Origin of the sequence: Sporosarcina sp. E16_8 (assembly GCF_017347095.1) — a bacterium.
Lineage (GTDB): Bacteria > Bacillota > Bacilli > Bacillales_A > Planococcaceae > Sporosarcina.
The window spans coordinates 212,451-234,534 of the sequence record NZ_JADPRZ010000003.1 but is presented as its reverse complement, the minus strand read 5'-3'; the positions used below and the strand labels follow the sequence as shown (position 1 = coordinate 234,534).

Genomic DNA, 22,084 nt, shown 5'->3' with positions numbered 1-22,084 from the left:
AGTGAGACCGTTATAGAATTAGTCATATAGAGAAAAGAGAGGAAGTTGACTATGTTCTGGATTTACTTAGCAGCAATTATAGCATTGCCACTTTACGCTCAATTCAAAGTGAAAAGCACATACAAAAAGTATTCTAAAGTGCGTTCTACATCTGGAATGACAGGTGCGGAGGTCGCGCGTCTTATCCTTGATCAAAATGGATTACAAAATGTGCAAGTAGTTGAAAGTCAAGGGTTTCTGACTGATCACTATAATCCGCTTACGAAGATTATTGCATTATCCACACATAATTTCCGTGAGGCATCTGTCGCAGGAACAGCAATTGCGGCACACGAAGTCGGTCATGCTATACAGGATAAGGAAGCCTATTCATTTCTGCGTTTCCGTCACCGTTTAGCACCAGTCGCGAGTATTACTTCCAATGCATCTTGGGTTTTCATTATGATTGGTATCATTTTCTCAAGCATGAATTCCTTGCTTGGAATCGGTATCGCGCTGCTAGCAGTCGGAGTTCTGTTTCAAGTAGTTACTTTGCCGGTTGAATTTAACGCATCTACACGTGCGATGAATCAGATTGTTACACTTGGTATTATTCGCAATGAAGAAGAAAAAAGCGCGAAAAAAGTATTGAGCGCAGCGGCGATGACTTACGTTGCAGCAACTGCTGTTGCAGTACTTGAACTGGTTCGTCTTATCCTGATTTTTAGGGGCAGGGACTAAGTAGATTAAAAAAATCCGTCCTCAGAATTTTGAGAGATGGATTTTTTTTCGGGTATATTTAATAGAAAAGAAAGTCACACGTGTTGAGTAAGCAACAGCGACCAGAAAACAACTAAATCAAACACTAGGCGCTCCGCGTATAGTTTCTATAGATCTTTTTCGGTAATCGTATGATTGTCGTTCATCCGTCGCTCGCCAAAGGCAATGCTACACGGGGAGCTAAAGCTTTATGTGACGAGAAAATAGTTGGCTTCTTATCTAGAAAAAGGCCGAAAAAGATACAATTATGGCTGCTAACTCCTTCTTTATAATTTTTCTTTTTTAATTTAAGGAAGTGTTAATTTCTATAGGCTATTTCATGATAACGAGTTTGGTTTTGCTAAAAGTAAGTAAGGAACACATTGTAGAAAATGAAAAAGTGCCCGAAATTGTATCTTCGGGCACTAGTAAATACTGTGAAAAGTCCTCTATTCTTTTTTTAAAAACAACTGCAGTTTTCCCTTGAACGTTGTGGGCACGCGATAGGCAACTACTAACAATAGGATTACCAAGTAGGAATGAACTGCAGTTCCACCCTTGTCCCTCGGAATAATTGTTGGCTGAACAGAGAGACGAAAAGATACTAGTCCAATTGAAGACTTTTGCGCCTACCTGACCAGTATCTTATACAAGAAAATGGTCAATCAACAGACGTGAAAGAAAGTGTAAAATCTTCATCTAAAGCAGGGACTAAGACGGCGGCTTCAGCTTTACTTATCGCTCAAGCGGCCGTTTTTGTTCATCCAGCGTAAAGCCTTCCCCCATGACGTCGTGAACATCGGTGAGTGAAACGAAGGCGTGCGGATCGACTGACGTGATGATGTTTTTCAAACGGACAATTTCATTTCTTCCGACGACACAATAGAGAATTTCGCGATCAGATTTTGTGAAATGACCGTAGCCTCTGAAGACGGTGACGCCGCGGTCCATTTCTTGTGTGATTTTAGTAGCGATCGCGTCTTGCGAATCAGAGATAATGAAAGCGCCCCTAGCTGCGTATGCACCCTCTTGAACGAAGTCGATGACACGGGCACCAACAAACAGCGCAACAAGCGTGTACATCATCGAGCGGTGGTCAAGATAGACAGCCCATGAAACGAGAATGACAAGCGCATCGAATAGAAACATTGTTTTTCCCATACTCCATCCGATGTATTTGTGGGCCAAACGTGCGATAATATCTACACCGCCAGTTGTTCCACCGTATCTAAAGATGATACCGAGCCCAATGCCAATAAATACTCCTGCGAACAAGGCAACAAGGAACATATCGTCTTTTAGATGGATATCGATTTGATAAATCATGAAGACTTTAAGGAAGACAGAAACAGCAACTGTGCCGATGACTGTATAGACAAACACTTTTTTACCTAACAGCTTCCAACCAATAATAAACATTGGAATGTTTAAAATAAGGTTCATAATTGCTGGATCCCATTTGAAAGCGAACAGGAGAATCAGCGTTATTCCTGTAAAACCACCTTCGGCAAGTTCGTTTTGAATATTAAAATGGACGAGACCGAAACTGAAAATTGCAGCACCGAGAATAATGAAAAAAATATTTTTGAATTTGATCCCGTCGAGCATGTAGCGCACACCTTTCTTTTTAGAGCAATAGAACTATTATCAGCTATAATATTTATTTTGACAATAGTGTTATTAATTTATACGATGGTAAAGGGAGTTGACACAAATGGAGCAATCGCAGACGATGGAAAAGCTACAACAAGAAGTAGATTTGTACATAAATAGTTTTATAGAAGGTTACTTCCCCCCGATGGAACTGATTGCCAGGTTGACTGAAGAGCTTGGAGAATTGTCGAGAGAAGTACAGCATGTATATGGCATGAAAAAGAAGAAATCGAGCGAAGCGATAAAATCACTGGAAGAAGAAACAGGAGATCTGCTATTTGTTCTTGTGTGTTTCGCCAATTCACAGGGAATTAGTTTGGAAAAGGCACTTTTAACCGTTCTTGATAAATTCAAGGAACGCGATGCTGACCGCTGGACAAAAAAGGAGGAAATGATATGACGATAAAAGTTGCAATTGCAGGAGCACGTGGCCGATTGGGGAGCGCGGCGTTAACTGCAATTATGAAAGCCCCAAATATGGAAATGGTTGCTGTTCTCGATTATAAGTATGAAGGGCAGTATTTACACGGAACTGAAGTAAATGACAATCCAGCCGGAATTCCGATTTATACATCCTTAGAAAGGTTGGCTGCCGCCAACAAGCCAGATGTACTTCTTGACGTCACAGATCCAGATGCCGTTTTCAAAAATGTACATGATGCCATCACACTTGGAATCCGACCTGTCGTAGGAACATCTGGGCTTTCTAAGGATAATATTGCACTTTTAACAGATTTAGCAGCTAAAAACCAGATTGGCGGTATCATTGCACCTAACTTCTCAATCGGAGCGGTATTGATGATGAAGTTTTCGGCCATTGCAGCGCGTTACTTAGGTGATATTGAAATACTGGAAATGCATCATGATAACAAAGTAGATGCTCCGTCAGGAACGGCTGTAAAAACAGTTGAAATGATTAGCGAGGTCAGGGACTCACATAAACAAGGACATCCAGATGAAAAAGAACATCAAGCAGGTGCACGTGGAGCGGATTTCGAAGGTATGAAAATACATAGCATCCGATTGCCGGGTCTACTTGCACATCAGCAAGTGCTTCTTGGCGGTGAAGGTGAATTGTTAAGTATTCGCCATGATTCCTTCGATCGAAAATCATTTGCGCCAGGAATTCTCATGGCAATACACAATGTCATGGAGAGGCAAGACCTTGTTTACGGACTTGAAAATATCATTGATTAATATTGGAAACTTATTACTGTAAATCGAGAGGGGTCTTGTGATTGGAAAAATTGAAAGTCGGTGTAATTTGCTACCCATCACTCGGAGGCTCCGGAGTAGTAGCAACCGAACTTGGAAAAATGATGGCAGATAAGGGCCATGAGATGCATTACATTACATCGAGTAAGCCGTTCAGGTTTCTGGACGCACACCCAAACATACAATTCCATGAAGTGAAAATCGATGGCTACGCGGTGTTTAAATATCCGCCTTATGATATTGCCCTTGCCAACCGTATTGCGGAAGTGATTGAAACAGAAAAACTCGATCTTCTTCATGTCCATTATGCTGTACCTCACGCGGTGTCGGCGGCACTTGGTAAAGACATGGCTAATTCCACGATTGGCGTCATCACGACGTTACATGGAACAGATGTAACTATTCTTGGACATGATCCGGGGTTGCGTAACACAGTGCGTTATGGAATCGATAAATCTACGATTACGACAGCTGTGTCCGAATCGCTTCGGCTCGAGACGTTGGAATTGATTGAACCGAAAAAAGACCTAGTAACTATTTATAATTTCATAGATGAAAATAAATACCGTCCGGTCGATCCCGGAACACTGAAAAGTGATTTTGGAATTGAGCCGAATGAAAAAGTGATTATTCATATTTCGAATTTCAGGAAAGTGAAACGAATTCCTGATATTATTGAAAGTTTCAGAGGCGTATTGAAAGAAGTCGATGCAATACTACTTCTTGTCGGGGATGGGCCTGAAAAAATGGAAATGGAAGCGCTTGTTAATGAATTAGGTTTGCAGGACCAAGTTATTTTTACTGGAAAACGGGACGACCTACCTGAACTTCTGGCCATCAGCGATGTCATGTTTCATTTGTCAGAAAAAGAGGCGTTTGGCCTTGTTTTACTGGAAGCGCTCGCTTGCGGATTACCTTCGGTTGCGACAGATGTCGGTGGAATTCCGGAAGTGATTGAAGATGGTGTCAATGGTTTTCTTGTCCAAGTTGGTGACGTAAATGCGGCAACGGAAAAAGCCTTGCTATTACTAAACGACGATTGCTTACATGCTACATTCAGCGAAAATGGTCTGGCAACTGCGGCAGACAAGTTTCATTCATCAACAATCGTTGATCAATATGAAAAACTTTATTATGAAGTGGCGGGCAATAAATGAAGACATCATTCGGAACTGCGCCGAGCCGCGAAGTTATCCGTACCCTTGAAAATGCGGGATATGAAGCTGTTTTTGTCGGAGGTGCGGTACGAGATTACCTATTAGGGAAAATGGCGACGGATATCGACATTGCAACTTCTGCGGAACCTGAAGAAGTAAAAGTAGTATTTCCTATAACTGTGGATATTGGTACAGCACATGGTACTGTCCTTGTGTTGAAGGATGGTGAACCGATTGAAGTGACTACTTACCGAACGGAGGGAACGTATACAGATCATCGTCGACCGGATGAAGTGCGTTTCGTCAAATCCTTAGAGGAAGATTTGCGGCGACGAGATTTCACGATAAATGCGCTTGCCATGACAAAAGATGGTGAGCTAATCGATTTGTTCGGTGGTAAAGCGGATATGGCTGATCGAATCATTAGGGCTGTAGGTAATGCAGCAGATCGGTTTAACGAAGATGCTCTCAGAATGTTCAGAGCTATCCGTTTTACGGCTGTCCTTGGCTTTGATATAGAGGAACAGACATTTAAAGCGATTCGTGATAATGCTGAGCAAATTCGTTACATATCCGTAGAACGACTAAAAGCTGAAATGGATAAATTATTTGCAGGAGATAATCCCGCGAAAGCGTTCTGCAGCATACAAAATACAGGACTAAATTTACATCTGCCTCTTTTTCCAACAGACATCGAAAAACTCAACCGGACTGTGCCATTCGAATCAGCGGTGGAAGGTTGGGCTTGTTTTATGATTGCAGGCAACTTTTCATCGTCGGATGTTGCTAGGGCGTATAAATTGTCGAACGTCGAAAGAACATTTCTATCAACCGTAAAAGATGCGTACGCAAATCGAATGAACCGTCAATTTACACTTGATGATTATTATAACTACGATCTGGCTGCTTTAATTACAACAGAAAAGATATTCCAATCAATTCACAATATTGGAGAAGCAATGTCGTCCACAGAAATTAAACAAATAAAACAATCACTACCGATTCAGTCCTTAGCAGATTTATCTGTGGACGGGAAAAAACTGATGGAGTGGACGAGTCAAAAGGGCGGCAGATGGATCGGTGAATGGCTAGGGGAAATCGGAAAAGCTGTCCTGCATGGGACATGTAAAAACGATCCAAACGACATAAAGGACTGGTTTCTATATGAATTCAATCGTGAAAAATGAATTATTGAAAAGACTGTTCGAAGCAGAAGGCGAACCCGTCTCAGGACAAGAAATTGCTGATCAATTCGGGTTATCAAGAACTGCCATTTGGAAATATGTAAAAGAACTCGAAAAAGATGGCTACGTGATTGGGACGATCCGAAAAAAGGGGTATTATCTCATCGAATCACCAGACCGGGTGAACGAAGCAAATGTACAGAAATATTTAACGACAAAAAATTATGGGCGGCACATCCATTATTTCGAAACGTGTAAGTCTACGCAGTTCATCGCGCATGATGAAGAACAAAACGGCGCGGCAGATGGAACTGTTGTTATAGCAGAAGAACAAACTGCTGGAAGAGGTCGTATGGCGCGTCCATGGAGCTCTACAGCGGGTAAAGGGATTTGGATGAGCGTTATTACACGTCCAACACTAACGCCGCAACAAGCTCCACAGATGACGTTAGTTGCAGCGGTCGCCGTAACACGTGCCATTCAAGAAATGACAGGAATCGATCCTGATATAAAATGGCCGAATGACATCCTGGTTAAAGGAAAAAAAGTGACAGGGATTTTAACGGAGCTTCAAGCAGACCCTGATCAAGTAAAGGCAGTCATTCTAGGAATTGGCATGAATGTTAATCAGGACGAATCAGATTTTCCAAAGGAACTGCATGGCATAGCTACATCACTTAAAATGTTAACGGGGGAGCATATCGATCGTTCACAATTGATTGCAAAAACGCTTGGATTTCTCGAAATATATACTGACCTCTATGTAAAACATGGTTTTGGTCCAATCAAGATGCTATGGGAAGGCTACTCCAATACGACTGGGAAGCGTATTCGGGCAGTTTTGCTCAATGAAACAATTGTGGGGACAGCGCTCGGTATTTCTGAAGAAGGTGTACTGGAGCTTAAGCTTGATGACGGAACAATCCGAGGCATCTATTCGGCAGACATCGAACTTTCAAATTGATCCCGTAAAAGCCCGAATGGTTAATCTTCAATCTGTGAGGGATGAAGAAACCCCCCTCTGATTGAAGATTAACTTTATCGCTATACATGTAACTTTCAATTTGTTATAGTAGTTTCGAAGGGCGGTATCTAGTGTGAACTGCACCTGTTAGAAACTTAGGTAAACTTAAAATTCAATATGATCTGCCTTGATCTTTACTAAAAGACAGGGACGGAGGAAACCATCACAAGATGATACAACCCTTCTGTCCATTTTTTTGGCGCAGAAGGGTTTTTATATCCGGTTTCTTCTCAAAAGAGAGGGGAATAATAAAATGAAAAGCACAGTTGATTTTATCAAAATGAAAAAGGCCAACGAGAAGATTGTTATGCTGACGGCTTATGATTATCCGTCTGCAAAACTTGCAGAAGAGGCGGGAGTCGATATTATTCTCGTTGGAGACTCACTCGGCATGGTCGTTCTTGGCTATGATTCGACAATCGCGGTTACGACGGATGACATGATTCATCATGGTAGCGCGACTAGAAGAGGGGCGAAGGAGACGTTTCTTGTTGTTGATATGCCGTTCGGCTCTTATCATGGCAGCGTAGACAGAACGTTAACTGATGCTGTCCGTATTTTTCAACAAACAGGTGCTAATGCATTAAAGCTTGAAGGAGCAGGGAATGTGGTCGATACGATTCGTCTGCTAACTGGAACGGGAATTCCGATTGTGGCACATCTTGGTCTATTGCCTCAGTCTGCATCCGTTGCAGGCGGTTATAAAGTACAAGGGAAGACGGCTGAAGCAGCTCAGCAACTTATTGATGATGCACGTGCATGTGAAGCTGCTGGAGCATTTATGATTGTCTTGGAATGTATTCCTTATCAGCTCGGGGAACAGGTCGCTGCCTCAGTATCGATACCGATTATTGGTATTGGTGCAGGAGCAGAGACGGACGGTCAAGTGCTTGTTTACCACGACACTGTGAAGTATGGCAGTCATCACGTTCCGAAATTTGTTGAGGCGTTCGCGGATGTCGGAACAGTTATCCATGAAGGCTTAAAAAAATATGTGGCGTCAGTGAAAGATGGTTCATTCCCAGCAGAACGTCATCGTTTTACCATGAAAGAGGAAGAATTAACGGCGTTATACGGAGGCAAAACGGATGGCAATTGAAATGGCGGTCGTTCACTCGATTGAGACGCTACAAGGTATGATTGACCGTACTAAACGCGAAGGTCGTACAGTCGGTTTCGTGCCAACGATGGGGTTTTTACATGAAGGTCATCTGACGCTTGTGAAGCAGGCAAGAGAGCACAATGATATCGTTGTTATGAGCATTTTTGTCAATCCTGCACAATTCGGTCCTGGAGAAGATTTTGAAGCCTATCCGCGTGATACAGAACGTGATGCAAGTCTGGCTAATGAGGCAGGGGTCGACATTTTGTTCATGCCGTCGCCGGAAGAAATGTACCCGCAAGACGGTGGCATCCGCATCTTGCCAGGGCCTCAGTCAAAAGTGCTTTGCGGAGCATCTCGTCCCGGTCATTTTGATGGTGTTCTGAAAGTTGTCTTGAAACTATTTAATATCGTTGACCCAGACCGTTCGTATTTTGGTATGAAAGACGCGCAGCAACTGGCGATTATTGAGACATTTGTTCGTGACTATAACTTGAGAACGTCAATTGAGCGGGTTCCTATTGTACGCGAGCAAGATGGCCTTGCGAAGAGTTCTAGAAATGTCAATCTTACCGAGATGGAACGTGCGGAGGCGCCAGTTATCAAGCAAGCACTTAAAAAAGGTGTTTTGTTGTTTAATGAGGGTGTCTCGGCCGATGAAATTGAACGGGAAATCACAGCTTTCATTACGGGAAATAGTTCGGGTATAATGGATTATGTTTCGCTGCTATCTTATCCAGCGCTTACAGAATACGATGGTTCTTCAGACGATGCGATTCTTGCATGCGCTGTGAAATTCGGGAAAACAAGGTTAATAGATAATACAATTATGTCAACAAAGGATGGTTATCATGTTCAGAATGATGATGAACAGTAAATTACACCGTGCAACTGTAACAGAGGCTGATTTAAACTATGTAGGCAGCATTACGATTGACGCTGATCTCCTCGACGCGGCAGGTATGTTGCCAAATGAGAAAGTGCACGTAGTTAATAACAACAACGGTTCACGCTTTGAAACGTATATAATTGCAGGGGAACGCGGGAGCGGTGTTATATGCGTCAATGGGGCGGCGGCGCGTCTTGTGCAGCGTGGCGATATCATTATCATCCTCTCTTACGTCTATTTGACGGATGAAGAAGCGCGTACGCATGAACCAACCGTGCTTATCATGGATGAAAAAAACGGTGTGAAAGAAGTTATTCGTGAAAAGCAAGGCATGACTATTTAATTTAAGGGGCTCATTTTGAATCGCTACGCATGATTCCGAATGAGCCTTTTATAATTTTTTACCAATCTATATAGGCTTTGTACCGACTCTAAAGCCTGAATGTGATACAATTTGCAGTAGTATGTTAAACAGGAAGTTGATGATTGAATGCACAACAAAACGTATGCAGTCGTCGATCTTGAAACAACCGGCCATTCACCGGCTAAAGGGGATCGGATGATTCAAATCGCGATTGTGTTTATAAAAGATGGGGAAATTGGAGAAAAGTACGTCCGCTTTGTAAATCCAGGACAAAAAATCCCAACTTTCATCCGTCAATTGACGGCTATTTCCGAAGAAGATGTGAAAGATGCACCATTTTTTGATGAAATCGCAGCAGAAGTCGCCCACCTATTGGAGGGGACGGTATTTATAGCACATAACACTGATTTCGACTTGTCTTTCCTCCAAAGTGAGTTTGCAAGATGCGGAGTTGGTAAGTGGATAGGGAAGAAAATCGACACGGTAGAATTGTCTAAAATCATAATCCCATCCGCTCCAAGTTACAGGCTACAAGACATTACTGAAGAGCTAGGGATACCGCTGGGATCTGCTCATCGTGCTGATGATGATGCAGAGGCGACTGCAAAACTGTTTCTCATTTGTATGGCTAAATTGCATACATTACCAGAGGATACGTTGAATCTTCTACACCGTAGATCATTTCGGTTGAAATCTGATCTTTCGACACTTTTCTACGAGGCGCTAAAAATGGCAAGGACGAAAAAAACAAGCGCGAATTATTCGTTTTTCCGCGGAATCCCCTATCGAAACATGCCGATTACGGGGGATAACCACTTTGACCACCCCGCGTATCCAGTTGGCAATCAGGAGAAAACAGTTCAATTGAAAAAAGCCTATCCTGATTTCGAACGAAGGGAATCGCAGTTTGGATTTATGGATACAGTGTGGCAAGCAATGTCCGGACAATCTGAAATTATTGCTGAAGTGCCAACTGGAATCGGGAAAACCATGGCTTATCTCTTGCCGGCAGCTATTCATTCAATCGCGGCGGGAAAACCTGTGGTCATTAGCACATATACCAATCATCTTGCTGATAAAATCATGGATGAAGAACTACGTAAAGCACGAATAATACTTGGGTTCGATGTAACGGCAACCATATTGAAAGGTAGAGAACAATACATTTCACTTGGTAAATTCGAGGAACTGCTACGAATTGCTGATGAGTCGTACGATGAAACATTTGCCATCATGCAAACCCTTGTCTGGCTTACGGAAACCGTGTCAGGTGATTTAGAGGAACTGAATGTATCAGGTGGAGGACAGCTGTTTGTTGACCGAATTCGAAAGCGGTCCAATTTGCTAGCACATGATGAACAAGTCGCAGATTATCATTACAAGTTGCTCGAAAGATGTGGCCATTCGAATTTAATCATTACAAACCATTCAATGCTCCTTTCTGATATGAATAGAGAGCAAAAGATTTTCAATTCACTCGCTGGGCTCATTGTAGATGAGGCACATCAATTTGTTCAAGCGGCAACATTTATGAATGAAACCGTATTTTCCTACACGAATTGGAAGTATGTCATGGGGCAGATTGCATCTGATGCGACAGGACAACTGTTGCATCAGGTTGATCAGCTCAATAGTCAATTCGGAACAGATCAATTACGCAGAAGAGCACAGCTGGATTCAGCATTCGTTAAGTTTTTGACATTGTTTGATTACGCAGTAGCTAACTTGACAGCATTTAACCCTGTAAAGCGTAAGAAGCAACAGGGAAACAGGATCATTTTTTCGTTAGCTGAACTGAACTATGGAAGAATTGATTTTTCAAAAGTTGCTGAAGCGATGTCGGATTATATTCGTCAAGCTGAATCGTTCACAAGTGGTTTAGCAATTCACGTTGACAATATGACGGGGAATGAGCAGGCAATTCTTTCAGAATGGAATTTTTGGGTCCGTGAAATGACCATAAAAGCGGGCGAATGGGTTGAAGTCTTTGTAGATGATAATTCGGATGACTACACGGTTTGGATGGAAAAAGATATGCGGAGTATTCCAGGAAGCCTAACCGTGATCAAACGTTCACTAGATGGATCTAAACTGATTCGTGCGTTCATTGACAGGCTTAAGGATGAAAAAACGGGTATTGTGTGGACGTCTGGGACTCTTGCTATTCCAGAGAATGATCGTTTCATTGCAAGACAACTAGGTATCGCAGATTCAATACCACTATTAACATTTGATGCGCCTGCCCATTTCTATGAGGGAGCGGAAGTATTCATTGTTAACGATATGCCTGACATCCAGCAAGTCAGTCAATCGGATTATATTGAGGCCGTCACAGACGCAGTCGTCCAGACAGTCATGGCGACTGGTGGTAGGCTCTTCGTCTTGTTTACTTCACAAGATATGCTTAGAAAAACCTATGACCTAATATCAGAAAGTCAGCAGCTAGAGGATTATGCGTTGTTTGCGCAAGGAATCAGTTCAGGTAGTCGGATAAGATTATTGAAGTCTTTCAGGCAGTTTACAAATTCCGTCCTATTTGGAACGAACAGTTTTTGGGAAGGTGTAGACGTACCTGGGGATGCGTTGGCTGCAGTTATCGTCGTCAGGTTGCCGTTTTCATCTCCAGAAGAGCCGGTTTACAAGGCGAAAGCGGCTAAGCTGACGGCTTCAGGGCTAAATCCATTCACTGAGTACGCCTTACCAGAAGCGGTTATGCGATTACGGCAAGGTTTCGGCAGACTCATTCGTTCATCTTCAGATAAGGGTTTTTTCATTATATTGGATAGGCGGATTGAAACAAAGTCGTATGGCCAGCGCTTCTTAGAGGCATTTCCAAATGTGCCTGTGAAAAAAGTGTCACTCGAACATATGGTTAATGAACTCGAAAATTGCTATAATGAATAGGTATCTTAATGGAAGCGAGTCATAATGATTCGGAAAAAACATTTTTACGACGTACAGGACGTGAAGAGTTATGCTGAATTGGATCAAATTCATTGTCGTCTTCCTTTTAATGTTAACTTCAGTCATCACGGTCGCGGTTTTAGTTAATGCCGAAAAACCTTTTTCCGCTGCTAAAAAGACAGCAATCGATACTGCGATTCAATCAGGACAGGTCACTTCGGTAAGTTCTGCTGATGTCTTCAATGGGACAGTTCCGACTGTAACGGTATTCGGTGTTGACGGGGATGGCAAAGAAAAAGCGGTTTTTGTTGATGGGAAATCGAAAGATGGTTTTAAAGAAGTGAAGTTAACGGATGGGATTTCGGCAGAAAAGGCTGTTGCAAACGTCAAAAAGGAACTGGATGTAAAAAAAATTCTTCATGTCAAGCTAGGGCTAGAGGAAGAAGGACCTGTTTGGGAAGTTGCTTTTAAAAGTGATAACGGAAAACTAAATTATGTTTATGTGTTTTTCGAGAACGGTCAATGGTGGAAACGAATATTGAATCTCTAAGGGAGCGATACAATTGACGAAATCATTAGCATCCAGGGTGAATACTCTTTCACCATCAACGACGCTTGCCATAACGGCAAAAGCGAAAGAAATGAAAGAATCAGGTATAGATATAATTGGTCTTGGTGCGGGAGAGCCTGATTATAATACGCCTACTAACATTATTGAAGCTGCCTATAAATCAATGATAGAAGGCAAGACGAAATATACGCCTGCAGGTGGTCTGCCAGCACTAAAAGACGCCATCATTCAAAAGTTACAAAAAGACCAGGAATTAGACTATTCTAGAAAAGAAATTATGATTGGGATTGGTGCAAAGCATGTACTATATACTTTGTTTCAAGTCATGCTCAATCCGAACGATGAAGTTATCATCCCATCACCTTACTGGGTCAGCTATCCAGAACAAGTAAAGTTAGCAGGCGGAGTTCCCGTACATATCGAAGGAACCGCAGCAGCCAAGTTTAAAGTGACAGCGCAGCAAATTCGTGACGCGGTTACACCTGAAACAAAAGCGGTCATCATCAATTCGCCGGGGAATCCGACTGGTATGATCTACTCAAGAGAAGAATTGCAGCAAATTGCCGACGTTTGTCAAGAAAAGGACATCTGGATTATTTCGGATGAAATTTACGAGAAGCTTGTATATGGCAGGGAAAAACATGTATCCATTGCACAGCTTTCCGATGACGCAAAAAAACGGACATTACTCATTAATGGCGTATCCAAATCACATTCAATGACTGGCTGGAGGATTGGTTATGTTGCGGGTGATTCAGAAATTGTTAACGCAATGACAGATCTTGCAAGTCACTCGACGTCAAATCCGACGACAACATCCCAGTATGCGACAATCGAGGCCTATACCGGGCCGCAAGATGCAGTTGAAACGATGCGTAAAGCGTTTGAGTCTCGTTTGGAACAGGTCTATCCGCAACTATCTGCTATTCCTGGATTTAACGTGATTAAGCCGCAAGGCGCTTTCTATCTTCTTCCGGATGTATCAGAAGCTGCTAAGAAAACGGGGTTTGCGAATGTTGATGATTTTGCTGCAGCATTATTGACGACAGCAAATGTGGCTGTTATTCCTGGATCTGGTTTTGGTTCTCCAGATACCATTCGGTTGTCTTATGCAACATCAATCGAATTAATTGAAGAAGCAATTCGACGTATTCATGCATTTGTAGAAGAAAATTGGAAAGAATAAGAAAAGCGTAAGGCACAACCTGGAGCTAGACATCTTTTCTTGTCGTAAAACTTATACTTTCATGTCTTTTAAAAAATAGAGAAGTTTAACTTTCGGAGGTTATTATGAAAACAATCATGATACATGAAATGCCAAACCACGCAGGTGAAACAGTTCGTATCGGTGGCTGGCTTGCCAATAAACGCTCTAGCGGAAAAATTGCTTTCCTGCAGCTGCGTGATGGTTCAGGATTCGTCCAAGGAGTCGTAGTTAAAGAAGTTGTAGGCGAAGATATTTTTGCAAAAGCCAAATCAATGACACAAGAAAGCTCGCTTTATATTACAGCAGAAGTAACTGTAGATGAGCGCTCAACATTTGGTTATGAACTACAAGTCAAAGAGATTGAAGTCATTCATGAAGCAATCGATTATCCAATCACGCCAAAAGAACACGGCACAGAGTTTTTGATGGATCACCGTCATCTATGGCTCCGGTCGCGTAAACAGCATGCGGTTATGAAAATCCGCGACGAAGTGATTCGTGCAACGTATGAATTTTTCCACATGAACGGCTTTGTTAAAGTAGATCCTCCCATTTTGACAGGTTCTTCTCCAGAAGGGACATCTGAACTGTTCAAAACGAAGTATTTTGATGAGGACGCATTCCTTTCGCAATCCGGTCAGCTTTACATGGAAGCTGCAGCTATGGCACTTGGAAAAGTGTTCTCTTTTGGACCGACATTCCGTGCGGAAAAATCAAAAACACGCCGTCACTTGATTGAGTTTTGGATGATTGAACCAGAAATGGCTTTCGTCGAGTTTGAAGAAAGTCTGGTCATTCAGGAACAGTTTGTGACGCATGTTATTCAATCAGTACTACAAAACTGTCCAATTGAACTAGAAAGACTTGATCGCGATTTGTCTAAGCTTGAAAAAATCCAAGCACCATTCCCACGTATTTCATACGACGATGCTATCAAATTCCTGAATGAAAATGGCTTTGATGACATTAAATGGGGAGAAGATTTCGGAGCGCCACACGAAACGGCAATTGCTGAAAGTTATGATATGCCAGTATTCATCACTCATTATCCAATCGGCATCAAACCGTTCTACATGCAACCACATCCAACAAGGGACGACGTTGTCTTATGTGCAGATTTGATTGCACCTGAAGGTTACGGAGAAATCATTGGTGGATCTGAGCGTGTTCATGACTATGAGCTGATGAAACAACGAATCAAAGAGCATAATCTTGATGAATCTGCTTATGAATGGTATTTGGACCTTAGTAAATACGGGGCAGTACCGCATTCAGGATTTGGACTTGGACTTGAACGTACGGTCGCTTGGATTTCCGGTGTAGAGCACGTACGTGAAACGATTCCGTTCCCACGTCTTTTAAACAGATTGTACCCTTAATACCTAAGTAGAAGAGAGGAGTTCGGACATGCAACACGAAGAACGGCTCCGAATTTGGATTGAGCAGGGGAATGTGAACATTTCCCAGCTCTTTTTTCACAATTATAAAAGTCTTGGGATCAAAGATTTGGATGCAATGCTGATCATGCATATGACAGCATACAAATCTGAGGGTAATCATTTTCCAACCCCGAGCGAGTTTGCAAGTCGTATGGATTTAACTGAAAATGAAGTGTCCATGGTTTTACAACGTTTAATGCAACATGGTTTACTCCGAATTGGTCAAAGTGAGGATCAAAAAGGGGTTTTACATGAAAACTTTTCATTGCAGCCTCTATGGGATCGATTAGTCGACCATATTGCGTCTTCAAAGAATGAGGCTGAGGAAGAGACCCATAAGAACGCGGAAGGGGAAATTTTTTCGCTGTTCGAACAAGAATTTGGACGCTTTCTATCACCAATGGAGTGCGAATCAATCACGATGTGGCTAGATGATGATGGACATACAGTCGAAATTATTCGCGCAGCATTAAAAGAGGCTGTCATAGCACAAAAATTAAGTCTCCGGTATATCGATCGGATTCTTTTTGAGTGGAAAAAGAAAAATGTTAAGACTTTGTCTGATGTTGAACGTCAAACAAAGTCATTCCGGACAGTCGGGGCACATCCGTCACAGCAACCAGAAAAAACTGTGTCGGTAAAGCGTGTACCTTTCTATAATTGGCTGGAAGAACGGGATTAGGTGGGAGTACATGCTGACAAAAAAACAGTGGGAATTTTGCCTTGAACAATTTGGCAAAATGTTTCCGGATGCACATTGTGAACTGGTGCACGACAATCCTTTTGAATTGACAATAGCGACGCTACTATCTGCCCAATGTACAGATGTTCTCGTTAATCGAGTGACGGCGGAGCTGTTTAAAAAATATAAAACACCTGAAGATTATCTAGCGGTTGATGTCGAGGAACTACAGACGGACATCAGGTCGATTGGGTTATTCCGCAATAAGGCAAAAAACATTCAAGCCCTAAGTCAAATGCTTATTGATAATTTTGATGGGGAAGTGCCGGCTAATAGAGACGTTATGATGACATTGCCAGGCGTCGGCCGTAAAACGGCGAATGTTGTCGTATCGAATGCATTTGGCGTACCCGCCATTGCCATCGATACACATCTAGAGCGTGTAGCGAAGCGACTTGGTATGAACAGGTGGAAAGACTCAGTGTTAGCTGTTGAAGAAAAAATCATGCGCTGGACACCAATAGAAAAATGGACAGATACGCATCACCAAATCATTTTTTTCGGGAGATACCATTGTAAAGCGCAAAACCCTGGATGTAATGTCTGTCCACTCCTGCCATTATGCAGGGAAGGGAAGAAAAGGATGAAAGCAAATGCCAAGTGAATTGAACCGTATCAATAAAGAGCTACTAGCACCTTATTTTGATCAATGGGGAACAGTACGCGACCAGGTTGAAGCTTTTTATGACCAAAAAGATCATCAAGCAGTTGAGTTGATGAATGTGGCAATAGAAAATTATAGTGAATTACTTGAGCACGGTGGGAAAGAGTTTGATGACCGTAGAGGAAAGACTGTTTATATATTGATGCCGCTGAATGGCGAAGAACGTTTTGAATTTGTGAAAGATAGGATATCGAGCCATTACGCATATATTCAACTGGATGCACTCTTTACAGAAACAAAAAAGAAAGTTGCAAGACTTTCGATACAGAAGAAATGAAGAGTGCAAGTGCCAGGAGCTTTACATGATAAAAAAGCAGAATCCCGAATGCCAATCAGGCATCCGGGATTCTGCTTTTTAGATTATGGAAAGGGAATCACGGGGGCCCACTAGTACCATCATCAGTTGTGGTTCCATCTGATTCGGTGCCTGTTTCTGGTGGTACCGTGGTGCCGGTACCGTCATCAGGAGTAGTGCCGTCGTTACCGTCGTTACCATTGTTACCGTCGTTACCATTGTTACCATTGTTGCCGTTGTTGCCGTTGTTACCATTGTTACCATCGTTCCAGTCTCCGCTATCAGGATTTTCAGTATCAATTTCTTCATCAGGTATTGGGACTTCATCAACAACATCTTCAATCTGAACGGTTGTAGTTGCTGGACTGCTTACCAGGTCGTCAAGTTTGGCAACGACTGAGAACGTGTAAGTCCGGCCTGCTTCGGCGCCTGCGAAAGTAACTGACATGTCAGAAGTTGTTGTCATTTCTTGCATATCGCCGCCATCAACGCCTACTAATACGGTGAACTCTGCAGTGCCTACTATAGCTTCTGAAACTGGAGCGTTATGGGACCAGTTCAAATCAATTGAGTTCGTTTCTGCATTATAGTGGGCAGCCAAACTATTTGGTGCTTCAAGTTCAATAATTTCCTCTTCAGCGACTTCCACTGGGGCAGTCCCTTTGACGAATAGTTCTGTGCGCTTCCTGTTACTTGGTGTCGTCCGACTTGCTAAAAGAAGTGGATTTGAACCGTATTCAATCGTCGCTTCCTCTACGGAGCCAGGTTTTTGGAATCGAGAGGTATCTTTTCCTGCAGAAATATCACTCATAACCATACGGAACAGATTCTGAGGGACATATCTCCCTTTATCGAAAGTGGTGATAGGAGTTGCATATTTCTCATAACCGCCCCATACGGCAATTGTATAATCTGTCGTATAGCCGGCAAACCATGAATCGGGAACGTCTGAATTTTTCAAGCCATTTTTCGAAATTATTTCAGATGGATAGTTTGTTGTTCCAGTTTTCCCGGCAATATCCAGACCTGAAATAGCTGCTTTTGTTCCTGTTCCGGCTGTTAATACATCGCGCAAAATATCCGTTACCATATAGGCGGTCGAATCTTTCATGACCGTATTAGAATCGGGTATCATTTTACGATCTGTACCATCCCTGAAAATAATTTTCTTAATAGTATGCGGTTTTGTGTAATTTCCACCATTACCAAATGCAGAATAGGCTCCTGCAATCTGAAGAGTAGAAAAATCATATTCTCCGCCGCCAAGTGCGTTGGAAGAATTCAATTTGTCAAATGGAAGTCCGAGTCCTTTGGCAAAAGCACCTGCCTTTCCAGTACCGACTTCTTCAAATACTTTTACTGCAGGAATGTTTCGAGATTTATATAATGCTTCCCGAATAGTCATTGTCCCTTGGTATTTGCCATCAACGTTTCGAATTGCTTTGTTTGTTCCTTTATAGTTGTAAGGCTCATCTACGACTGTATTTCCGGTTGACCAGCTAAAGTTCTCGATGGCTGGGCCGTAGGAGAGAACCGGTTTAATCACCGATCCGGGTTGACGTTTTTGGTCTGTAGCAAAGTTCCAGTCAGTTCCAGAGTAATTACGTCCTCCACCGACTGCAACGATTGCACCGGTTTTCGTATCAAGGACAGTCATTCCGGCTTGCATTTTTTCAGATTCATATAACTCGTCGGTGTTTAATGCTTTTTCTACAGATTGCTGAGCTGCAGGATCCAAATTCGTTTGAATTTTTACGCCTTCAGACAGCAGGTGTGACATACCGGCATCTTCCAATTCGGAGAGCACGAGATCGACGTAAGCCGGGTATTTTGTGTTGCTAACCTGTCTTTTATCGTCAGCGAGTAATGTTCCTGTGACTGGCATCGCTTTTGCTGCTTCCATTTCAACTTTAGTGATTTTTTTATGCTGGTACATGAGCCCAAGAACGATATTGCGTCGTTTTTTAGCACGTGCCGGATTTTTATAAGGATTATAACCGTTTGGACTTTGCGGAAGTCCTGCCAACATAGCGACTTCGTGTAATTCAAGTTCATTTAGATTTTTGCCGTAAAAATATTTGGAAGCTGTTCCAAATCCATAGTTATTTCCGGACATCAGAATCTTATTAAAGTACATTTCAAAAATTTCTTCTTTTTCATATTTGCGTTCAAGCTGGAAAGCGAGCCATGCTTCTTGCGCCTTCCTTTTTAACGTTTTCTCTTCAGACAGGAATGAGTTCTTAATGACCTGTTGGGTAAGCGTACTCGCTCCTTGAGAACCGAATCCACTTCTGAAATTCGCGATGACTGCACCGCCAAGCCTCCAAAAATCCATCCCGTGGTGGGAATAGAAACGGACGTCTTCAGTTGCAAGTATTGCATTTTGCATCGGGTCCGGGATTTCGGCGTAGGGGACGAATTCTCTTTTTTCAGCGCCTGATTTCATGAAGGCATCGCCGTTGATATCAAGAAAATCAGATGATAAGGGGTCTTTCAATAGGTTTTCATCGAGATCAGGTGCAGAACTTGCATAAAAAGCGAACAAGCCCGCGCCGCCAATCAGTATGGCAACTCCCATGGCGACGATTGCCAGAACTATCTTCTTAATGATGCCTTTTCCCTTATTCGTCTTTTTAGCCTTTTTCTTTGTGCGTTCCGCTTCAATTGATTTTCGCCGTCCAGCTCTTGAATTTATATTATCGCTCATACTTCTTCCTGCCTTTCAATTGCATTGTTTGATGTCGTTGTCATGATAGACACCGCTTTTAAATAATCGAGCCTTGGATTGAATCGTGGTAGAATCTCCAAAGACATGGCCTCAAACTCTATAAGTGTGATCGATTTTCTTCCGCCTGTCTTCATTCTTTCCCAATATTTCTCAAAACCACCATAGGGGACGATGAAATAGCGGTCAAGCGAAGTGAATTTGACAATAAAGAAAACGACTCCACCTTGCTTTGACACAGATTGCATATGTTCCACCTGATGGTCATGAATATTTTGTAACGGAAAAGATGTCGCACTCTTTGTTTCTTTTGCTTCGAAATCAATATATTTCCCTTGCCATACCCCATTAAAGTCAGTTGTAGACGGCGTCCGAAAATAGGCTTCTGTAATGACAGCGGCACTTCTTGCCGGATAATTCACGTTTACGACTTGGATTGGAACGGGTTTTTTATGGATGACAGCGATGCCGCGACTCAAATAGAACTCATTCGTTTCATTCAATTCATCTTCCAATGACTTGCCTCGGTTACTGAATGATAGATCGACTTTTTTTTGAATGCTATTTCTTTGAACAGCTACATATTTTTTGCCATTCGGATAGCGTATTGTCATAGGTACCACCTCGCATCTCACTATCATACCATAAGCATTGGACGGATTAGGGATGGGAAAGTTGCAATCCGTTGTCCAGATATTGAACAAGCTTAATTGTATTCAATAAATCGGAAATGCTTAATTATCATGTAGGGCGTTAGAATGTGGAAATATAGATGATGATAGATAGTCTGCACGTAATAAATGGAGTGTTCTTCCAACGCCGCTTTGTCGCTTGGTGATGGCATCACGTAATAAGCTCAACAAGTAGGAGGGATTGAACTGTATCCCTCCTACTTTTCGGGGCTAAACGGCGTCTTGCGCTTTTGTTCACGTCTAGACTCCAGACGCCAGCCCCTCGAGTCGCTTCAGAATTGATGACAAAGGCAAAGAGCGCCTTTACCATCAATTCCTATAGCAGGGAGGGATTGAACTGTATCCCTCCTACTTTTCGGGGCTAAACGGTGTCTTGCGCTTTTGTTCTTGGAAAGATGACCTGTTCCTACAGTCTAATACCTCACCCAGCTTAACCCAGTAGTACCTTCACCTGCGTGTACACCTACACAGACACTGAGAGGGAGTACTTGCACTTTTAAGTTTGGAAATTCCTGCAATAGCTCTTCTTTCCAGCTTTCAGCGTCATTTGGATTGTTACAGTGGATCACGGCGATTTCCGGAACGGTGCTTTTTTTCATGTCACTGCGCAGCAAATCAGTCACATTTTTTTTAGCTCGTTTATTGGCACGAACTTTTTCTTTCATCACGGGTTTTCCATCATCAAACGAGATGATGACTTTAATATTTAGCAAATTACTTAAAAATGCTTGTGTTCCAGAGACACGTCCGCTTTTATGGAGCTGATTCAGATTTGCAGGTATAAAGGATAATTTGGAATCTTCTGTTATTTTTTTGATGGCTGCAACGACTTCTTCAACGTCATGCCCATTGTTTAGTAGTTCATTGCCAATTTCAATCATTTTGATCATCGGATAGGATCCGATTTTCGAATCAATAGGATAAACCTTGAAATCTACCATTTGCGCAGCCGTCTGCGAGCTGTCAAACGTACCGGATAAGCCACTAGAAACATGCAAGGCAATTGCGCAATCATATCCTTGTTGCTGTAGTTTTTCGTAAAGGGTGACCATTTCGCCAATAGCAGGTTGGGAGGTTTTGGGATGAGTTTTTGCAACACGTAATTTGTCATAAAACTCTTCCTGTGTCATATCGACTGTTTCTCTAAAAACACCATCTGCAAATACGACACTCAACGGTAAAATATGTACGTTATGTTTTCGGATAAAAGATTCGTCTAGCTGTGCAGCCGTATCAGTAATCCATGCGATTTTCATAGTCATTAAAAAGTTCTCCCTTTATGATGCGAATTTTAGCGTTAACACAAGCTATCTATTATCGCTAATGTACACTACAGGTGAAAGGAGCACTAGTATTAGTTGTCATATAAAGACGGAAATTTAATTTTGGTGACATAATTTGAACATAATTACAAGTCTCAATGACTTTATAATGAAGGATAGTCATTCCGAGGAATATACGTTCCTATGAATTTGGTACATCCCGGTCATATCTGCTAAAATAAAAGAAACGTCCGGAA

At 42.3% G+C, this 22,084-nt stretch carries 20 protein-coding genes; 16 read left to right on the top strand and 4 right to left on the bottom strand.

Annotation, left to right across the window (positions count from 1 at the left end):
* The first annotated feature begins 51 nt into the window (after nucleotides 1-51).
* On the top strand, nucleotides 52-720 hold the full coding sequence (locus tag I2484_RS04530) for a zinc metallopeptidase (protein ID WP_207149840.1): 669 nt from the start codon (nucleotides 52-54) through the stop codon (nucleotides 718-720).
* Nucleotides 721-1,473: 753 nt separating this feature from the next.
* Here the strand turns inward: I2484_RS04530 and I2484_RS04525 are convergent.
* A complete protein-coding gene (locus tag I2484_RS04525) occupies nucleotides 1,474-2,346 on the bottom strand; it encodes a YitT family protein (RefSeq protein WP_207149839.1) in 873 nt (290 codons plus the stop codon).
* Nucleotides 2,347-2,452: 106 nt separating this feature from the next.
* On the opposite strand from I2484_RS04525, the gene I2484_RS04520 reads away from it, so the two are divergent.
* The 15 genes from I2484_RS04520 (at nucleotide 2,453) to I2484_RS04450 (ending at nucleotide 17,130) form a co-directional block, all read left to right on the top strand.
* Entirely contained in the window at nucleotides 2,453-2,791 is a 339-nt protein-coding gene (locus I2484_RS04520; RefSeq protein ID WP_207149838.1) for a nucleotide pyrophosphohydrolase, read from the top strand.
* Nucleotides 2,788-3,588: a 4-hydroxy-tetrahydrodipicolinate reductase gene (dapB, locus tag I2484_RS04515; protein ID WP_207149837.1), complete on the top strand. Its 801-nt coding sequence runs from the start codon at nucleotides 2,788-2,790 to the stop codon at nucleotides 3,586-3,588. Before I2484_RS04520 ends, dapB begins: the two co-directional genes overlap by 4 nt.
* 41 nt (nucleotides 3,589-3,629) lie before the next feature.
* Complete coding sequence (gene bshA / locus I2484_RS04510; RefSeq protein ID WP_207149836.1) at nucleotides 3,630-4,763, top strand: N-acetyl-alpha-D-glucosaminyl L-malate synthase BshA; 1,134 nt, start codon at nucleotides 3,630-3,632, stop codon at nucleotides 4,761-4,763.
* Nucleotides 4,760-5,950: a CCA tRNA nucleotidyltransferase gene (locus tag I2484_RS04505; protein ID WP_207149835.1), complete on the top strand. Its 1,191-nt coding sequence runs from the start codon at nucleotides 4,760-4,762 to the stop codon at nucleotides 5,948-5,950. Before bshA ends, I2484_RS04505 begins: the two co-directional genes overlap by 4 nt.
* A complete protein-coding gene (locus I2484_RS04500) occupies nucleotides 5,928-6,911 on the top strand; it encodes a biotin--[acetyl-CoA-carboxylase] ligase (protein WP_207149834.1) in 984 nt (327 codons plus the stop codon). The genes I2484_RS04505 and I2484_RS04500 overlap by 23 nt, the downstream gene beginning before the upstream one ends.
* Nucleotides 6,912-7,224: 313 nt before the next feature.
* Nucleotides 7,225-8,070 (top strand): 3-methyl-2-oxobutanoate hydroxymethyltransferase, encoded by an 846-nt coding sequence (panB, locus tag I2484_RS04495; RefSeq protein WP_207149833.1) that lies wholly within the window; start codon nucleotides 7,225-7,227, stop codon nucleotides 8,068-8,070.
* A gap of 1 nt (nucleotide 8,071) precedes the next feature.
* Nucleotides 8,072-8,950: a pantoate--beta-alanine ligase gene (gene panC / locus I2484_RS04490; protein WP_207149899.1), complete on the top strand. Its 879-nt coding sequence runs from the start codon at nucleotides 8,072-8,074 to the stop codon at nucleotides 8,948-8,950.
* Nucleotides 8,925-9,305: an aspartate 1-decarboxylase gene (gene panD, locus I2484_RS04485; RefSeq protein WP_207149832.1), complete on the top strand. Its 381-nt coding sequence runs from the start codon at nucleotides 8,925-8,927 to the stop codon at nucleotides 9,303-9,305. Before panC ends, panD begins: the two co-directional genes overlap by 26 nt.
* A 147-nt stretch (nucleotides 9,306-9,452) precedes the next feature.
* A complete protein-coding gene (gene dinG, locus I2484_RS04480) occupies nucleotides 9,453-12,230 on the top strand; it encodes an ATP-dependent DNA helicase DinG (protein ID WP_207149831.1) in 2,778 nt (925 codons plus the stop codon).
* 70 nt (nucleotides 12,231-12,300) lie between these two features.
* Nucleotides 12,301-12,780 carry a cell wall elongation regulator TseB-like domain-containing protein gene (locus I2484_RS04475; RefSeq protein ID WP_207149830.1) on the top strand — a complete coding sequence of 160 codons (480 nt, stop codon included), beginning with the start codon at nucleotides 12,301-12,303 and terminating at the stop codon, nucleotides 12,778-12,780.
* Between the two features lie 13 nt (nucleotides 12,781-12,793).
* A complete protein-coding gene (locus I2484_RS04470) occupies nucleotides 12,794-13,987 on the top strand; it encodes a pyridoxal phosphate-dependent aminotransferase (RefSeq protein ID WP_255551075.1) in 1,194 nt (397 codons plus the stop codon).
* 104 nt (nucleotides 13,988-14,091) lie between these two features.
* Complete coding sequence (asnS, locus tag I2484_RS04465) at nucleotides 14,092-15,387, top strand: asparagine--tRNA ligase (RefSeq protein ID WP_207149829.1); 1,296 nt, start codon at nucleotides 14,092-14,094, stop codon at nucleotides 15,385-15,387.
* Nucleotides 15,388-15,415: 28 nt separating this feature from the next.
* Nucleotides 15,416-16,129: a DnaD domain-containing protein gene (locus I2484_RS04460; protein ID WP_207149828.1), complete on the top strand. Its 714-nt coding sequence runs from the start codon at nucleotides 15,416-15,418 to the stop codon at nucleotides 16,127-16,129.
* 10 nt (nucleotides 16,130-16,139) lie between these two features.
* The gene (gene nth / locus I2484_RS04455; RefSeq protein ID WP_207149827.1) at nucleotides 16,140-16,793 is read left to right on the top strand and encodes an endonuclease III; all 654 of its coding nucleotides are present in this window, start codon (nucleotides 16,140-16,142) and stop codon (nucleotides 16,791-16,793) included.
* A complete protein-coding gene (locus tag I2484_RS04450; protein ID WP_207149826.1) occupies nucleotides 16,783-17,130 on the top strand; it encodes a YpoC family protein in 348 nt (115 codons plus the stop codon). The genes nth and I2484_RS04450 overlap by 11 nt, the downstream gene beginning before the upstream one ends.
* A gap of 97 nt (nucleotides 17,131-17,227) precedes the next feature.
* Here the strand turns inward: I2484_RS04450 and I2484_RS04445 are convergent, their stop codons facing one another.
* The 3 genes from I2484_RS04445 to I2484_RS04435 form a co-directional block, all read right to left on the bottom strand.
* Nucleotides 17,228-19,855 carry a penicillin-binding protein 1A gene (locus I2484_RS04445; protein ID WP_207149825.1) on the bottom strand — a complete coding sequence of 876 codons (2,628 nt, stop codon included), beginning with the start codon at nucleotides 19,853-19,855 and terminating at the stop codon, nucleotides 17,228-17,230.
* Entirely contained in the window at nucleotides 19,852-20,487 is a 636-nt protein-coding gene (gene recU, locus I2484_RS04440) for a Holliday junction resolvase RecU (protein WP_207149824.1), read from the bottom strand. The genes I2484_RS04445 and recU overlap by 4 nt, the downstream gene beginning before the upstream one ends.
* A 491-nt stretch (nucleotides 20,488-20,978) precedes the next feature.
* Nucleotides 20,979-21,827: a DegV family protein gene (locus tag I2484_RS04435; protein WP_207149823.1), complete on the bottom strand. Its 849-nt coding sequence runs from the start codon at nucleotides 21,825-21,827 to the stop codon at nucleotides 20,979-20,981.
* Nucleotides 21,828-22,084 lie beyond the last annotated feature (257 nt).

Excerpts from the sequence above, each read along its gene's own strand:
- I2484_RS04500 (WP_207149834.1), top strand. The coding sequence starts at position 5,928 with ATGAATTCAATCGTGAAAAATGAATTATTGAAAAGACTGTTCGAAGCA.
- I2484_RS04530 (WP_207149840.1), top strand. The coding sequence starts at position 52 with ATGTTCTGGATTTACTTAGCAGCAATTATAGCATTGCCACTTTACGCT.
- I2484_RS04460 (WP_207149828.1), top strand. The coding sequence starts at position 15,416 with ATGCAACACGAAGAACGGCTCCGAATTTGGATTGAGCAGGGGAATGTG.
- I2484_RS04520 (WP_207149838.1), top strand. The coding sequence starts at position 2,453 with ATGGAGCAATCGCAGACGATGGAAAAGCTACAACAAGAAGTAGATTTG.
- recU (WP_207149824.1), bottom strand. The coding sequence starts at position 20,487 with ATGACAATACGCTATCCGAATGGCAAAAAATATGTAGCTGTTCAAAGA.
- I2484_RS04450 (WP_207149826.1), top strand. The coding sequence starts at position 16,783 with ATGCCAAGTGAATTGAACCGTATCAATAAAGAGCTACTAGCACCTTAT.
- panB (WP_207149833.1), top strand. The coding sequence starts at position 7,225 with ATGAAAAGCACAGTTGATTTTATCAAAATGAAAAAGGCCAACGAGAAG.
- asnS (WP_207149829.1), top strand. The coding sequence starts at position 14,092 with ATGAAAACAATCATGATACATGAAATGCCAAACCACGCAGGTGAAACA.
- I2484_RS04475 (WP_207149830.1), top strand. The coding sequence starts at position 12,301 with ATGCTGAATTGGATCAAATTCATTGTCGTCTTCCTTTTAATGTTAACT.
- nth (WP_207149827.1), top strand. The coding sequence starts at position 16,140 with ATGCTGACAAAAAAACAGTGGGAATTTTGCCTTGAACAATTTGGCAAA.
- dinG (WP_207149831.1), top strand. The coding sequence starts at position 9,453 with ATGCACAACAAAACGTATGCAGTCGTCGATCTTGAAACAACCGGCCAT.
- I2484_RS04445 (WP_207149825.1), bottom strand. The coding sequence starts at position 19,855 with ATGAGCGATAATATAAATTCAAGAGCTGGACGGCGAAAATCAATTGAA.
- I2484_RS04525 (WP_207149839.1), bottom strand. The coding sequence starts at position 2,346 with ATGCTCGACGGGATCAAATTCAAAAATATTTTTTTCATTATTCTCGGT.
- I2484_RS04435 (WP_207149823.1), bottom strand. The coding sequence starts at position 21,827 with ATGACTATGAAAATCGCATGGATTACTGATACGGCTGCACAGCTAGAC.
- dapB (WP_207149837.1), top strand. The coding sequence starts at position 2,788 with ATGACGATAAAAGTTGCAATTGCAGGAGCACGTGGCCGATTGGGGAGC.
- I2484_RS04505 (WP_207149835.1), top strand. The coding sequence starts at position 4,760 with ATGAAGACATCATTCGGAACTGCGCCGAGCCGCGAAGTTATCCGTACC.
- panD (WP_207149832.1), top strand. The coding sequence starts at position 8,925 with ATGTTCAGAATGATGATGAACAGTAAATTACACCGTGCAACTGTAACA.
- panC (WP_207149899.1), top strand. The coding sequence starts at position 8,072 with ATGGCGGTCGTTCACTCGATTGAGACGCTACAAGGTATGATTGACCGT.